The organism is Halomonas organivorans (assembly GCF_014192055.1).
In the GTDB taxonomy this organism is placed as follows: domain Bacteria; phylum Pseudomonadota; class Gammaproteobacteria; order Pseudomonadales; family Halomonadaceae; genus Halomonas; species Halomonas organivorans.
Map to the genome: position 1 here is coordinate 60,768 of NZ_JACHXM010000002.1, position 13,978 is coordinate 74,745.

The following is a 13,978-nucleotide window of genomic DNA, read 5'->3' on the forward strand; positions in this document are numbered from 1 at the left end:
TCGTACTCTGGTCATGCCAGGCCAAGGTCACCGACCTCCTTGGGAATCGTTTCCAGTAGCCATTCACGGAAGGCCTTGACGCCACGACGGTTGGTCGGCGCGTCGCCGTGTTCGAGCAGGCAGAAGCGCGCTTCGGTACGCAGCACCGTTTCAACGGGACGGACCAGATGACCACGCTCCAGGTAGTCATCGACCAGTTGACTCCAGCCCAGCGCCACGCCCTGGTCCATCATCGCCGCCTGCACCAGCATCGAATAGCTGTTGATATTGAGACGCCGGCGCGGCGGCCTTGCCACGGCCCCCACCCGTGAAAACCACTGCTTCCAGCTCATCCAGTCCTGGTCGGCATCCTCCAGCGACAGCAGGGTGCACTCCTGCAGCGCCTCGAGCCCTTCGAGAGGGCCATGGCGCTCGAGGTAGCCGGGACTGCAGACCGGGAAGACTTCTTCGTGGAACAGCGTCGTGGCACGCATGTTGGGCGGGGGCGTGCGGCAATAGAACAGCGCCACGTCCGACTCCACCCGCGACAGGTCACGAATCTGCTCCGTGGCGACGATACGCAGCTCGATGTCGTCATGTTCACGCTGAAACTCTGCGATCTTGGGCAGCAGCCACAGCGAGGCCATGGCACTGCTGGTGGCGACGGTAAGTTGATGCATCCCCTGCCAGCTTCGCACCTCATCCGTGATGGCGGCTATATCCATCAGCGACTGGCGCACGGACTGGGCATAACGGAGGCCCATGGCAGTCAGTTTGACAGTGCGATTGGCTCGCTCGAAAAGCGGCTTGCCCAGGTAGTTCTCGAGGCTGCGGACTTGGCGACTGATGGCCCCTTGAGTGACATGCAGCTCCTCGGCGGCCAGGGTGAAGCTCAGGTGCCGAGCCGCCGACTCGAAGGCCACCAGACTGTTCAGGGGAGGCAAGGGACTGATCTTCATAATGTTTCGGCGTTGGCCATGATCGGGGCAGTCGGCACGAGTGTACGCCCACCACGGGAGTGACGCCACGGGTCAACGCAGGTTTCCTTCTGCCCCATCCGCCCGACGTGACCCTCCAAGCCGGCCGCTGCCGATCAGCGCGCCGCCGCAGATCAGCAGCGCGGCCAGCAGCAGCGTCGGGCTGGGCGTCGCCAGGCCGGCGGCGATCAGCACCAGGGTGGAGCACAGCGGCGTGGCGTAGGACAAGAGCCCCAGCAGGCGCACATGGCCGCGCTTCATGCCCAGGTCCCAGGTGAAGAAGGCGCTACCGACAGGGCCCAGCCCCAGGGCCAGGATCGCCCACAGGTTGGCGCCTTCCGGCCAGCCGCGTGGCTCCCAGGCCAGATGGCAGGCGAGCGCCAGCACCGCGGCGCCGAGGCAGTTCCAGGCCACCGCGGTGGTGGGGATCCGCGACAGCAATCGCGACGCCACCGAATAGCCGCTCCAGATGAACGCCGCGAGCAGCGCCACTAGGTAGCCCAGCGTGTATTCCCCCGCCCAGTCGAAGCCGGAAGGCCCCACCAGCAGTGCCGCACCGATGAAGCCACACACGCCACCCAGCAGATGAATGCCGCGCAGGCGCTCGCCGGGCAGCAGCCAGCCGGCCAGGATCACGATCAGCAGCGGCCACAGGTAGCTGATCAGCCCGGCGTTGGCCGCCGGGGCGTTCTGCTGGGCGATGAAGTAGCAGAGGTGATAGCCGAACAGCCCACCGACGCCCAGCAGCCAGCCCGCCGGCGGCTGGCGGAAGGCCTCGGCCAGGGCATGCTTCTCGCCGCGGACCAGGAACACCAGCAGCGCGAGGCCACCGGCCAGGCCGAAACACAGCGCAGTGAGCAGGAAGGGCGGCACCGGGCCGGCCCATTGGGTGAACAGCGCAAGGGTCGCCCAGCTGAGCACGGTGCTGGCGCCCCACAGGGTGGCGCGACGCGCCTCGGCGGGGGAAACGGCCGACATGTCGATTCTCCATTCCGGTGTCGGCTGGGCAGTATGCCCACGGCAGGGTGGGAAGGCTTGTCGATTTCGGCCATCAGGGCCGGCGTCGGAAGGCCGTCGGCGTCACGCCGCGTCGGCGGCGAAAGTGGCGGCTGAACTGGGCGCCGTCGGCGAAGCCGCAGGCCAGCGCGATCTCGGTGATCGAGGCGTCGCTGGTGACCAGCAGCCGCTCGGCCCGGGCCAGGCGCTGCCCCTGCAGCCACTGCCAGGGCGTCTGGCCGGTCACGGCGGAGAGGCTGCGACGCAGCTGTCGCTCGGAGAGCCTGGCCGCCTCGGCCAGCCGTGCCAGGTTCCAGGGCGCGGCCGGGTCGGCCTGCACGCGCCGGATCAGCCGCGCCATGTTCAGGCGCGGCCCGCACCAGGGGGGAGCGGCACCCAGTCGAGACAGCAGGGTCTCGTCGTCGAGTCGCCGCGCCTCTTCGGGAGACAGGCGCAGGAAGCGGATTCGTTCGAACAGCGCATCGTAGGGCGATGCGCCGGCCGGCAGGTCCAGCACCCGACAGCGATTGTCGGCGCCGAGCCCCAGGTAGTGGTGGGTCGCCGCGGCGGGGATCAGGCAGACGCTGCCCGGCGCCATGGCACCGCCGAGCCCTCCGACCTCGACGTCCACGCGGCCGTCGAGGCTCACCAGCAGCTGGTGGTAATCGTGGGTATCGCTCAGGCAGTCGAGGGGATAGGAACGCTCGACGCTGCCGAGCCGAAGGCGGAACTCGGAGGTCATGCCCTACAGGATGCCGGGCGCTCGCCGAGGATGCCAGCGCCGGGCCCCGCTCGGCTGGCTCGCGTCGCCGCCACCGGCTCGTTTCAGGAAAGCTGGTAGAGGCTGCGGGCCCGGTCCAGGTGGGCCCGCATCTCCCTCACGGCGGCGGCCTCGTCGTTCTGGCGTATGGCATCGAGGATGCGAGCGTGCTCCTCGAGGGTGATGTGCTCGCTGCCCTTCCAGTGCAGTACGGAGGCGTGGAAGTTGGCCAGCCAGTTGAGCATCGCATGGCTGATCGCGATGAAGATCGGGTTGCCGGTAATCTCCGCGATGGCCGAGTGGAACGACATGTCGGCCTTGATGAAGGCCCCGATGTCACGATTGAGCTCGCTGCGCTGACGCTCGAGCAGCTCCTCCAGTTGGACGACGTCCTGTTCACTGGCCGTCCTGGCGGCACGCGCCACCATGCCCAGCTCGAAGAAGGCCCGTGCCTCCTTGAGATGCTCCAGCGACTGCGGCGAGTTGGAGAGCATATGCATGGCCGTCAGCTCGATCTGGGACAGCATGCCGTCGGCCGTGGGCATGGTGACCTTCGGCCGCTGGCCGTGCTGGATCGACACCAGCCCCAGGCGCTCCAGCGACTGCATGGCTTCGCGGATCGCCGGCCTCCCCACCCCGAATCGCTCCATCAGCTCGCGTTCCGAAGGCAGGTGGTCGCCGGGCGCATAATCGCCGTTGAGTAGCATCGCATACAGCCGATCGAAGACTTCGTCGGACAGCTTTCGGCGAGAGATCTTCAGGGCGTCGCTCATGGGTCGGTGCCTTCATCAGGGGGAAGCAGGAGCACAGCATACGCACGCAAGGCGCTGCGGCAAGCATCTGCCACCAAGGTCGTGTTTGACATACTCACATACTTATATTGTCATTATACCAGTTGAGCCGCCAGAGTGCTCGGCGTTTCGCGTCACTTCTTTCCCCTACAGCGAGGATCAAGACCCATGACGACCATTGCGTTGATCGGTGCCGGCGGCAAGATGGGCTTCCGTCTGTCCCGCAACCTGCAGCAGTCGGACTTCAGCGTCCGCCATGTCGAAGTCAGCGATGCGGGGCGCGAGCGCCTCAAGGACGAGCTCGGCATCGACTGCGTCGGCGCCGACGAGGCGGTGCCGGGAGCCGACGTGGTCATCCTGGCCGTGCCCGATACCCTGATCGGCAGGATCTCCCAGCAGCTCTCGCCGCTGATGGAGAGCGGCACCATGTTGATCACCCTCGACGCCGCCGCGCCGTTCGCCGGGCACCTGCCCGAGCGCACGGACCTGGTGTATTTCGTCACCCACCCCTGCCATCCCCCGATCTTCAACGACGAGACCGAGCTGGAGGCCAAGCGCGACTACTTCGGCGGCTACAAGGCCACCCAGCACATCGTCAGCGCACTGATGCAGGGGCCGGAGGAGAGCTTCGCCCTGGGCGAGCGGATCGCCCGCACCATCTATGCGCCGGTCGGCCGCTCGCATCGCGTCAGCGTCGACGAGATGGCGCTGCTCGAGCCGGGCCTGTCCGAGACCGTCTGCGCGACCCTGCTGGCGGTGATGCGCGAAGCCATGGACGAGGTCGTCGCCCGTGGCGTCTCCGAGCAGTGCGCCCGGGACTTCCTGCTCGGCCACATGAATATCCTCTCCGCGGTGATCTTCGACGAGCAGCCCGGCGCCTTCTCGGACGCCTGCAACAAGGCCATCGAGAACGGCAAGCCGATGCTGATGCGCGACGACTGGAAACGCGTCTTCGAACGCGACGCCATCGCCGACAGCATCCAGCGCATCACCTGACGGAGGCGGCCATGAGCGATCGCATCCGGGCCCATTACCTGATCGAGACCCCCTATTCGCTGGAGCGCGCCGCCGAGGTGATGGCCGGGGAGCAGTCCTGCGGCACCTTCACCCGCCTCGCTGGCGAGACCGATGAACTGCGCGAGCAGCACGGCGCCCGGGTGGAGCACATCAAGCCGCTGGAAAGCGTGGAGGCCCCATCCCTGCCCACCCCGGCCCCGCCAGCGGGCAGCGGTCGTCCGCGCTACCGGCGCGCCCGGGTGACGCTGTCCTGGCCGCTCGCCAATCTCGGCCCGTCGCTGCCCACCCTGGTCGCCACGGTGGCCGGCAACCTGTTCGAGCTCAAGGAGTTCTCGGCCCTCAAGCTGCTCGACCTGGAGCTGCCGGCGCCCTTCGCCGCGGCCTATCCCGGGCCGCAGTTCGGCATCGCCGGCACCCGCGAGCTGACCGGGATTGCGGAGCGCCCGCTGATCGGCACCATCATCAAGCCCAGCGTCGGCCTGTCGCCCAGCGCCACCGCCGAGGTGGTGCGCGAACTGGTGGAGGGCGGCATCGACTTCATCAAGGACGACGAGCTGCAGGCCAACGGCCCGCACAACCCGCTCAAGGCCCGGGTCGACGCGGTGATGCCGGTGATCCGCGAGCACGCCGAGCGCACCGGCCGCCGGGTGATGTACGCCTTCAATATCACCGGCGACCTGGACGAGATGCGCGAGCATCACGACTACGTGGTCGCTGCCGGAGGCAGCTGCGTGATGGCAGCGCTCAACGCCGTCGGGCTCGCCGGCGTCACCCACCTGCGCCGCCACTGCCAGGTGGCGCTGCACGGCCATCGCGCCGGCTGGGGGATGTTCAGCCGCTCGCCGCATCTCGGCATGAGCTTCGTCGCCTACCAGAAGCTGTGGCGCCTGGCCGGGGTCGACCATATCCACGTCAACGGGCTGCGCAACAAGTTCAGCGAGGAGGACGCCAGCGTCATCGCCAGCGCCCGCACCTGCCTGACGCCGATGTTCGCCCCGCCCTCGCCGGGCTGCGAGGTGATGCCGGTGTTCTCTTCCGGCCAGACCGCCGACCAGGCCGTCGATACCTATCGCGCCCTGGACAGCACCGACCTGATCTTCTGCGCCGGTGGCGGCATCATGGCGCATCCCGACGGCATCGGCGCCGGCGTGCACAGCCTGCGCCAGGCCTGGGAGGCCGCCGTGGCGGGGATCGAGCTGGACGACTATGCCCGCGAACATCGTCAACTGGCCCGCGCCCTGGAGACCTTCCGCCGATGACACCCGACCACGACACGACGCTGATCAGCTACTACGGCGACGACCTGACCGGCTCCACCGACGTCCTGGAAGCCCTGAGCAGCCAGGGCGTCGACACCGTGCTGTTCACCGCCCTCCCCGACGCCGACCAGCTGGCACGCTTTCGCCACTGCCGCGCCATCGGCCTGGCCGGCACCAGCCGCAGCGAGTCGCCGGCCTGGATGGACCAGCACCTGGTGCCGGCGCTGACCTGGCTGCGCGAACGCGGCGCGGCACTCTGCCATTACAAGACCTGCTCGACCTTCGACAGCGCCCCCGAGACCGGCAGCATCGGCCGCGCCCTGGAGATCGGCCGCCGCCTCCATGACCAGGACTGCGTGCCGATCGTGGTCGGCGCCCCCCAGCTCGGCCGCTACACCGCCTTCGGGCACCTGTTCGCCACGGCCCGCGGCGAGGTATATCGCATCGACCGTCACCCGATCATGTCGCGGCATCCGGTCACGCCGATGCACGAGGCCGACCTGCGCCGGCACCTGGCGGCCCAGACCGATCTCGAGACGGGTCTCGTCGACTTCCGAACCCTGGCCGACGACGCGGCCGACCGGCACGTGGACGAGGCCCAGGCGCGCAGCCAGGCGCTGCTGTTCGACGTGCTCGACCCCGCTAGCCAGGCGGCCGCAGGCCGCCAGCTGTGGCGCACCCGCCCGCCGCAGGGCGGCTTCGTGGTCGGCTCCTCGGGGGTGGAATATGCGCTGCTCGCGGAGTGGCGACGGCTGGGGCTCGTCGAAGCAGCGCCCGCCTTCGAGGAGCCCGCCCCGGTGGAGCGCATCGCCGTGGTCTCGGGCAGCTGTTCGGAGATCACCGCCCGGCAGATCCGCTGGGCCGAGGCCAACGGCTTTCGCGGCATCGCCCTCGACGCGACCCGCCTGGCCGAGGCCGAGACGGCGCCGGCCGCGCTCGATGAGGCCCGCCAGCAGGCGCTGTCGGCACTGCGCGACGGGCTCAGCGTGGTGATCTACACCGCCCTGGGGCCGGACGGCAGCCTGCCGACGCTGTCGGGCGAAGAAGCGCGGCACGCGCTGGGGCACGGGCTCGGCCGACTGCTGCGCGAGCTGGTGATCGCCGAGGGCCTCACCCGCGTGGTGGTCGCCGGCGGCGACACCTCGAGCCACGCCCTGCGCGAACTGGGCATTCATGCCCTGACCACTTGCCGCCCGCTGCCGCAGACGCCGGGCTCGCCGCTGTGCGTCGCCCACGCCGACGAGGCCGCCTTCGACGGCCTGCAGATCGCCTTCAAGGGCGGCCAGATCGGCGACGATGCCTACTTCGGGCGCCTGCGCGACGCCGATTTCGACTGATCAGCATGGCGGGCTGCGCGTAAGAATCCATACGAAAAAACGGCGCCCGGCGGGACTCCCGCCGGGCGCCGATGCTTATTTCCCTTCCTCTCACGGCTGTACGCCACTTACGGCTGTCCGCTGCTCAAGGCTGTCTCCGTCATCGCTCAAGGCTGCCTCCGTCATCGCTCAGGGCTGTCCCAACAGCGCCACCAGCTCCGGGGTCAGGCGATCGCCATGGCCCCGCTCGTTGATATCGCGATACAGCGCCTCGATAGCGGCGGCCACGCCTCGCTCGGCGCCCACGTCCTCGGCCATGGCATTGTAGTAGTCGATGTCCTTGAGCGTGTTGGCGAGGCTGAAGCGGAACCCCGAGGGGTCCTCGGCGGCGATGAACGGCCGCAGACGCTCCAGCACCACCCCGCCACCGCCGCCGTTGCCCAGCACTTCGAGAAAGACCTCGTCATCGATGCCGGCACGGCGGGAGGCGGCAGCGGCCTCGGCCAGCACCGCGGTGAAGCCCAGCGACACATAGTTGTGCAGCAGCTTGAGCTTGTGGCCCGAGCCCACCGGACCGCCATGGGTGATGTGCTCGGAGAAGCTCTCGAGCAGCGGTCTCACGTCGCGAAACAGCTCGTCGGAGGCGCCGACGATCAGGTTGAGGCGCCCCTCGGCGGCCTCCTTGGGCGTGCGGGTCATGGCGGCATCCATGAACTGGCCGCCGGCGGCGGCGACGCGCTCGGCGATGGCCAGGGTGGAGCTTGGGATCGCCGTCGAACAGTCGACGATCACGCTGCCCGCCTGCAGGCCCTCAAGTACGCCGCCGGCGTCGAACAGCACGCTCTCCACCTGAGGCGTGCCGGTCACGCAGAGGATCACCACCTCGGCATGCTCGGCCACCTCGCGGGCGCTGGTGAGCTTCTCGGCACCGGCCGCAAGCAGGTCCTCGACCGGCTGGTTGCCGGGATGCTCGAGGAAGCTCAGCCGATGGCCGCCCCGCAGCAGGCTGGTGGCGATGCCGTGGCCCATCAGGCCCACGCCGATCATGCCGACCCGGTATGTCTTGTTCATTCGTCGCTCCCTTTCGAGGTCGCCACGTGGCGAGGCTGTCCGCCCGGCACGTGGCGCTTCCTGGTTCAACAACCGTCCTGCAGCGCTCAGGCCGCCCCCAGCGCCTCGGCGATGGCGCGCCCCAGGGTCTCGGTGCTGCCGCTGCCCTTGAGGTCTGGTGTCAGCACCCACGGATCGCCCTTCTCCAGCACCGCCTCGATGGCGGCGACGATCGCCGCCCCCGCCTCGGCCTCGCCCAGGTGCTCGAGCATCATCGCCGCACACCAGATCTGGCCGATCGGGTTGGCGATGCCCTTGCCGGCGATGTCCGGGGCGCTGCCGTGAACCGGCTCGAACAGGCTGGGAAATTCCCGGGTCGGGTTGATGTTGCCGGACGGCGCGATGCCGATGGTGCCGGTGCAGGCCGGCCCCAGGTCCGAGAGGATGTCGCCGAACAGGTTGCTGGCCACCACCACGTCGAACCAGTCGGGATGCAGCACGAAGTTGGCGGTGAGGATATCGATATGGAACTGGTCGACGTCGATGTCGGGGAAGTTCGCCTTCATCGCCGCCACCCGCTCGTTCCAGTAGGGCATCGAGATCGACAGGCCGTTGGACTTGGTGGCCGAGGTCAGCTTCTTCCGCGGCCGCGACTGGGCCAGCTCGAAGGCGTACTTGAGCACGCGATCGACCCCGGTGCGGGTCATCAGGGTTTCCTGCAGCACCACCTCGCGGTCGGTGCCCTCGAAGGCTCGCCCGCCGAGGCGAGAATATTCGCCCTCGGTGTTCTCGCGCACCACCAGGAAGTCGATATCGCCGGGAGCCCTGCCCTTGAGCGGACTCTCGATGCCCGGCATCAGCCGGCACGGCCGCAGGTTGACGTACTGGTCGAAGGCACGCCGGAACTTGAGCAACGAGCCCCAGGCCGAGACATGGTCCGGCACCGTGTCGGGCCAGCCCACCGCGCCGAAGAAGATGGCATCGAAACGGGTCAGGGTCTCGTACCAGTCGTCCGGCAGCATATCGCCGTGTTCCATGTAATAGGCACAGCTGGCGAAGTCGAAGTGCTCGAACTCCAGCGGCAGGTCGAAGCGGCGCGCCGCCGCCTCCAGCACCCTCAGCCCCTGGGGCACCACCTCGAGGCCTATGCCGTCCCCCGCCAATACCGCGATCCTGTAGGTCATGATGTTGTCTCCCGGCAGCACGCTGCCCGTGTCGCAATGGAACCTCTGGCGCACGACGCCCCCCGGGTCGGGGCGGCCAGCGCGCCCCCTCCCCGGCCGATGTCGTCGTGCGGGTCGATCTGGATTGGCAGGGCCTCAGCCGTGGCGAATCGCCACCGTCTTGAGCTGGGTGTAGCTCTTCAGACCCTCGAAGCCCTTCTCGCGGCCGTGACCGGAGCGGCCCATGCCGCCGAAGGGCAGCTCGATGCCGCCGGCGGCGCCATAGTTGTTGACGAACACCTGGCCGCTGCGGATGCGCTTGGCCAGGCGCAGCTGGCGCCCGCCGTCGCGGGTCCAGACGCCGGCACACAGGCCGAATTCGGTGGCATTGGCCAGTCGCACGGCATCGTCCTCATCGACGAAGCGCTGCACCGCCAGCACCGGACCGAACAGCTCCTCGCGGGTCACCGCATGGCCTTCGGGGATGTCGACCAGCATCTGCGGCACCACGAAGTGCCCGCCGGCGGGTGCACCGTCGGCCAGTTGGCCGGCCGCCGCCACCCGAATGCCGTCGGCCTGCGCCGCCGCCAGCCGGGACTCGAGCTTCTCGCGCTGGCGGGCGTTGATCAGCGGGCCGCAGTCGGCATCGCGCTCGCCGGCATCGCAGCGCAGGTCGCTGAAGCGTGCAGCGAGACGCGAGACGACCTCGTCGTAGCAGGATGCCTCGACCAGCAGGCGACTGCCCGCCGAGCAGGTCTGTCCGGCGTTCTGGATGATGCCGCGCACCACCGCCGCCAGGGCGCTGTCCAGGTCGGCATCGGCGAACACCAGCTGCGGGGACTTGCCGCCGAGCTCCATGGTCACCGGCACGTGATGGACTGCCGCGGCCTGGGTGACCAGGGTCCCGGTCTCCGGTGAGCCGGTGAACGACAGGTGATCGATGCCGGGATGCGCGGCCAGCGCCGAGCCCGCCTCGCGTCCCAGGCCCGGCACCACATTGAGCGCCCCGGCCGGCAGCCCGGCCTCCACGGCCAGCTCGGCGAGTCTCAGCACGCTCAGGCAGGCGTCCTCGGCGGGCTTGAGTACCACGCTGTTGCCGGCCGCCAGCGCCGCCGCCACGCAGCGGCCGAAGATCTGCGACGGATAGTTCCAGGGAATGATCTGGGCGCAGACGCCGAAGGGCTCGCGCAGCGTGAGCACGGCGAAGTCGTTGTCGAAGGGGATGGTCTCGCCATGCAGCTTGTCCGCCGCCCCGGCATAGAAGCGGAAGTAGCGGGCGCACACGGCGATGTCGCCCCGGGCCTGGGACAGCGGCTTGCCGGTGTCGGCGCACTCCAGGGCGACCAGCGCCTCGGCGTCGGCCTCGATGGCATCGGCGAAGGCATGCAACCATTCGCCCCGCCGGCGCGCCGACCACTGGTGCCAGTCGCCGAGTTCGCCGTCGAAGGCGCGTCGCGCGGCGGCCACGGCAGCGTCCACCTGAACCGCGTCACAGCGGGCGATCTCGGCCAACGGTGCGGCCGTGGCGGGCGCCTCGACGCTCAGGGTCCGGGCCGTGGCCACCCACTCGCCGCCGATCAAGGCCGCGCAGCGCGGCGTTACGGGTAACGCACTCATCGATGTCTCCTTGGTCGTTGTCAGTACAACAGGTCCACCAGCCCCAGCGAGATCCAGGGCAGATAAGTGATTGCCATCAGACAGGCCAGCACCACCAGCACGAAGCGCAGCAGCCAGGGAATGAGCTGATCGATGGACAGCTTGGCCACCGCGCAGGCGGCAAACAGGTTGACGCCGAGCGGCGGGGTGAACATGCCCAGCGCCAGGTTGACCACGATGATCAGCCCGAAATGCACCGGGTCGATGCCGTACTGCACGGCGATCGGCGTGAAGATCGGCGCCAGCACCAGGATCGCCGCCGAGGTCTCGACGAACATGCCGATCACCAGCAGCATGACGTTCACTGCCAGCAGAAAGCTCACCGGACTCTCGAAGACCTGGGTGACCCAGGCCGCGACCTGGGAGGGAAGCCCCGAGCGGCTGATCAGGAAGCTGAACAGCGCCGCCGCCGAGATGATCAGCATCACCGTGGCGGTGGCGATCACGCTCTGGCGCAGGATCGGCCACAGCTGGGCGAAGCTCAGCTCGCGATAGATCAGTCCACCGACGATCAGCGCGTAGACCACGGCGACCGCCGAGGCCTCGGTGGGCGTGAAGACCCCGCCATAGATGCCGCCGATCACCACCACCGGCATCAGCAGCGCCGCCCAGGCACGCTTGAAGGCGGTGCCGAAATCGTGGCGTTCCTCGCGATCCCGGAGCCCGTAGCCGCGCAACTTGCAGAACAGGTACAGGAACAGCAGCAGCGCCCCTCCGATCAACAGCCCCGGGCCGATACCGGCGATGAACAGGCGGCCGATGGAAGTGTCCGTGCTGACCCCATAGAGAATCAGCGGGATCGACGGCGGGATCAGCACACCGAGCTCCGCCGACGATGCCTGGATCGAGGCCGCCAGCGGCCGCGGATAGCCATGTCGCGCCATGGCCGGAATCAGGATCGAGCCGATGGCGAAGGTCGTGGCCACGCTCGAGCCCGACACCGCGGCGAACAGCATGCAGGTCAGCACGCAGGTCATCGCCAGGCCGCCCTGCAGCCCCCCGACGACAGACTTGGCCAGGTCCACCAGGCGCTGCGAAATGCCGCCGGCGGCCATCAGGTTGCCGGCCAGGATGAAGAACGGAATCGCCATCAGCGGAAAGTTGTCGATGCCCACGAACATCTGCTGGGGCACCATCAGTAGCGGAAAGCGCGAGAAGAATTCGATGCCGACGATGGACGCCAGCAGGATGGACACGGCGATGGGGACGCCGAGGGCGAAGAACAGGATCAGGGACAGGCCGATCGCGAGGTTCATGAGCGAGCCCTCCGGGTCGATGCGCCCACGGGGCCAGCCGTATCGGACGGCGTGGACGGTGCCGGTCTGGCGGACTCGGTGACCGACGAGGCGTCGTCATGACCGGCCGCCTCGGCCTCGGCATCGACCAGCCCGATGTCCTCGCGTCCAGTCAGTTGGGCCAGCAGCCTCGCTACCACGGCCATCAGTGCGAAACCGGCTCCCAGGGGGATGGCGGTATAGACCCAAGCGATGGAAATCCCCAGCCCCGACAGCACCTGTGGGCGCACCCGCAGGGTCATGGCGGTGCCGTAGTAGACCAGCACCGTCAGCGCCAGCACACAGCTCAAGGCGATGGCCGCCTCGAGCACTATCAACCCCTTCCTGGGAAGCAGCTTGTAGATGACTTCGACCGACATCATGTGCCCGCCACGGAAGCCGGGGGCCGCGGCAAGAAATACGCACCAGATCATCGACGACCGCGCCACCACCTCCGACCAGGTAGAGGGCGCATCGAAGACGAAACGCGTCAACACCTGATAGAAACCGGTGGCGACCGACACGATCAGCATCAACACGGCCACGACGAGCGCCACTCGCGTAGTGACACGCTCGACGCGGAGGAAGAGTTCCACCATGACATTCCCCTTGGGTCGGCCTGCCTCGGCACGACGGCCGAGGCAGGCGTCGGGTGATGATCAGCAGTCGCTGTGACGGATGCGGTCGAGCATCTCGCTGCCGTACTCGTCGGTGTAGACCTTGTAGGAAGGCTCGACGGCTTCCTGGAAGGCCGACTTGTCGATGTCCTCGACCACGGTCATGCCCTTCTCCTTGAGCTCGGCGACCCCCTCGGTCTCCAGTCGCGACACCATCGCCCGGGTGGCCTCGGCGCCGGCGTGGGCGGCCTCGCGGAACCAGCCCTTCTCCTCGTCGCTGAGGCCGTCCCACAGCACCGGAGAGGCCAGCATGATGGCCGGCGAATAGACGTGACCGGTCAGCGACAGGTGATCCTGCACTTCCCAGAGGTTGCCGGTGAGGATCACCGAGATGGGGTTCTCCTGGCCGTCGACGGTGCCCTGCTGCAGGGCGGTGAACAGCTCCGGGAAGGCCATCGGAGTGGGATGCACGTCGAGCTCGCGGAACGCCGCCATGTGCATCTCGTTCTCCATGGTGCGGATCTTCAGCCCGGCGGCGTCTTCGGGCGTCTTCACGTCGCGCAGGCTATTGGTCAGGTGACGAAAGCCATTCTCGCTCCAGGCCAGGCCCACCAGGTCGTGCTGGTCGATCTTGTCGAGCAGGGCCTGACCGACCTCGCCGTCCAGTACGCAACGTGCCTGGTCGTAGTCCTTGAACAGGAACGGCAGGTCGAGCACGTAGGTCTCGGGCACGAAGTTGCCCAGCGGCCCGGTGGACGACACCACCATGTCGATGGTGCCGATCTGCAGGCCCTCGATCATGGCGCGCTCGCCGCCCAGGGCACCGGAGGGATGTTCGGCCACCACGAACTCGCCGTCGCTGAGCTCATCGAGCTTGGCCGCGAAGGCATCGACCCCGGCCGAATAGTGGGAGTTGTCGGAAGTGGTGTGGCCCACCGTGATGGTCTGGGCGGCCACGGCACTGAGGCTGGTGGAGGCCAGCGCCAGGGTGGAGATACCGGCGATGGCGGCGGGCAAGGCGTGACGTGCAAAACGGGTCATCATTGTTATATCCCCTCGGGTTTGCGGCTTGGTGGATACCGACGGTCACGACCGACGGCGTACTGCAAACTGGTATAATGAC

Annotated in this window: 13 protein-coding genes; 3 read left to right on the plus strand and 10 right to left on the minus strand. The window is 68.3% G+C overall.

Annotation, left to right across the window (positions count from 1 at the left end; all coding sequences use genetic code 11):
• Positions 1 to 11: 11 nt before the first annotated feature.
• From gcvA to nanR, 4 genes are all read right to left on the minus strand, one after another.
• Entirely contained in the window at positions 12 to 938 is a 927-nt protein-coding gene (gcvA, locus tag FHR96_RS02830) for a transcriptional regulator GcvA (RefSeq protein WP_183386150.1), read from the minus strand.
• Positions 939 to 1,010: 72 nt separating this feature from the next.
• Positions 1,011 to 1,934: an aromatic amino acid exporter YddG gene (gene yddG, locus FHR96_RS02835; protein ID WP_183386151.1), complete on the minus strand. Its 924-nt coding sequence runs from the start codon at positions 1,932 to 1,934 to the stop codon at positions 1,011 to 1,013.
• Between the two features lie 73 nt (positions 1,935 to 2,007).
• Positions 2,008 to 2,694 (minus strand): AraC family transcriptional regulator, encoded by a 687-nt coding sequence (locus FHR96_RS02840; protein ID WP_183386152.1) that lies wholly within the window; start codon positions 2,692 to 2,694, stop codon positions 2,008 to 2,010.
• Between the two features lie 83 nt (positions 2,695 to 2,777).
• Positions 2,778 to 3,485, minus strand: a complete 708-nt coding sequence (gene nanR, locus FHR96_RS02845) for a transcriptional regulator NanR (RefSeq protein WP_183386153.1) — start codon at positions 3,483 to 3,485, stop codon at positions 2,778 to 2,780.
• Between the two features lie 186 nt (positions 3,486 to 3,671).
• On the opposite strand from nanR, the gene FHR96_RS02850 reads away from it, so the two are divergent.
• Genes FHR96_RS02850 through FHR96_RS02860 form a run of 3 tightly spaced genes read left to right on the plus strand, consistent with a single transcriptional unit; the run spans position 3,672 to position 7,116 of the window.
• Positions 3,672 to 4,499, plus strand: coding sequence for a phosphogluconate dehydrogenase C-terminal domain-containing protein (locus FHR96_RS02850; protein ID WP_183386154.1), 828 nt, complete (start codon positions 3,672 to 3,674; stop codon positions 4,497 to 4,499).
• A gap of 11 nt (positions 4,500 to 4,510) precedes the next feature.
• Entirely contained in the window at positions 4,511 to 5,779 is a 1,269-nt protein-coding gene (locus FHR96_RS02855) for a ribulose-bisphosphate carboxylase large subunit family protein (protein WP_183386155.1), read from the plus strand.
• Positions 5,776 to 7,116 carry a four-carbon acid sugar kinase family protein gene (locus FHR96_RS02860; protein ID WP_183386156.1) on the plus strand — a complete coding sequence of 447 codons (1,341 nt, stop codon included), beginning with the start codon at positions 5,776 to 5,778 and terminating at the stop codon, positions 7,114 to 7,116. Before FHR96_RS02855 ends, FHR96_RS02860 begins: the two co-directional genes overlap by 4 nt.
• Positions 7,117 to 7,284: 168 nt before the next feature.
• On the opposite strand, the gene FHR96_RS02865 is transcribed toward FHR96_RS02860, so the two are convergent.
• The 6 genes from FHR96_RS02865 to FHR96_RS02890 all read right to left on the minus strand — a co-directional run bounded on the left by FHR96_RS02865 (position 7,285) and on the right by FHR96_RS02890 (position 13,899).
• Positions 7,285 to 8,166 (minus strand): NAD(P)-dependent oxidoreductase, encoded by an 882-nt coding sequence (locus tag FHR96_RS02865; RefSeq protein WP_183386157.1) that lies wholly within the window; start codon positions 8,164 to 8,166, stop codon positions 7,285 to 7,287.
• Between the two features lie 86 nt (positions 8,167 to 8,252).
• Complete coding sequence (locus FHR96_RS02870; protein ID WP_183386158.1) at positions 8,253 to 9,329, minus strand: tartrate dehydrogenase; 1,077 nt, start codon at positions 9,327 to 9,329, stop codon at positions 8,253 to 8,255.
• Positions 9,330 to 9,464: 135 nt separating this feature from the next.
• Positions 9,465 to 10,925 (minus strand): aldehyde dehydrogenase family protein, encoded by a 1,461-nt coding sequence (locus tag FHR96_RS02875; protein WP_183386159.1) that lies wholly within the window; start codon positions 10,923 to 10,925, stop codon positions 9,465 to 9,467.
• A gap of 20 nt (positions 10,926 to 10,945) precedes the next feature.
• Positions 10,946 to 12,220, minus strand: a complete 1,275-nt coding sequence (locus tag FHR96_RS02880; protein ID WP_183386160.1) for a TRAP transporter large permease — start codon at positions 12,218 to 12,220, stop codon at positions 10,946 to 10,948.
• On the minus strand, positions 12,217 to 12,837 hold the full coding sequence (locus tag FHR96_RS02885; RefSeq protein ID WP_183386161.1) for a TRAP transporter small permease: 621 nt from the start codon (positions 12,835 to 12,837) through the stop codon (positions 12,217 to 12,219). Before FHR96_RS02885 ends, FHR96_RS02880 begins: the two co-directional genes overlap by 4 nt.
• 60 nt (positions 12,838 to 12,897) lie before the next feature.
• Positions 12,898 to 13,899, minus strand: coding sequence for a TRAP transporter substrate-binding protein (locus FHR96_RS02890; RefSeq protein ID WP_183386162.1), 1,002 nt, complete (start codon positions 13,897 to 13,899; stop codon positions 12,898 to 12,900).
• Positions 13,900 to 13,978 lie beyond the last annotated feature (79 nt).

Coding starts and splice junctions, on each gene's coding strand:
- gcvA (WP_183386150.1), bottom strand. CDS start 938: ATGAAGATCAGTCCCTTGCCTCCCCTGAACAGTCTGGTGGCCTTCGAG.
- nanR (WP_183386153.1), bottom strand. CDS start 3,485: ATGAGCGACGCCCTGAAGATCTCTCGCCGAAAGCTGTCCGACGAAGTC.
- FHR96_RS02865 (WP_183386157.1), bottom strand. CDS start 8,166: ATGAACAAGACATACCGGGTCGGCATGATCGGCGTGGGCCTGATGGGC.
- FHR96_RS02870 (WP_183386158.1), bottom strand. CDS start 9,329: ATGACCTACAGGATCGCGGTATTGGCGGGGGACGGCATAGGCCTCGAG.
- FHR96_RS02890 (WP_183386162.1), bottom strand. CDS start 13,899: ATGATGACCCGTTTTGCACGTCACGCCTTGCCCGCCGCCATCGCCGGT.
- yddG (WP_183386151.1), bottom strand. CDS start 1,934: ATGTCGGCCGTTTCCCCCGCCGAGGCGCGTCGCGCCACCCTGTGGGGC.
- FHR96_RS02880 (WP_183386160.1), bottom strand. CDS start 12,220: ATGAACCTCGCGATCGGCCTGTCCCTGATCCTGTTCTTCGCCCTCGGC.
- FHR96_RS02885 (WP_183386161.1), bottom strand. CDS start 12,837: ATGGTGGAACTCTTCCTCCGCGTCGAGCGTGTCACTACGCGAGTGGCG.
- FHR96_RS02855 (WP_183386155.1), top strand. CDS start 4,511: ATGAGCGATCGCATCCGGGCCCATTACCTGATCGAGACCCCCTATTCG.
- FHR96_RS02875 (WP_183386159.1), bottom strand. CDS start 10,925: ATGAGTGCGTTACCCGTAACGCCGCGCTGCGCGGCCTTGATCGGCGGC.
- FHR96_RS02860 (WP_183386156.1), top strand. CDS start 5,776: ATGACACCCGACCACGACACGACGCTGATCAGCTACTACGGCGACGAC.
- FHR96_RS02840 (WP_183386152.1), bottom strand. CDS start 2,694: ATGACCTCCGAGTTCCGCCTTCGGCTCGGCAGCGTCGAGCGTTCCTAT.
- FHR96_RS02850 (WP_183386154.1), top strand. CDS start 3,672: ATGACGACCATTGCGTTGATCGGTGCCGGCGGCAAGATGGGCTTCCGT.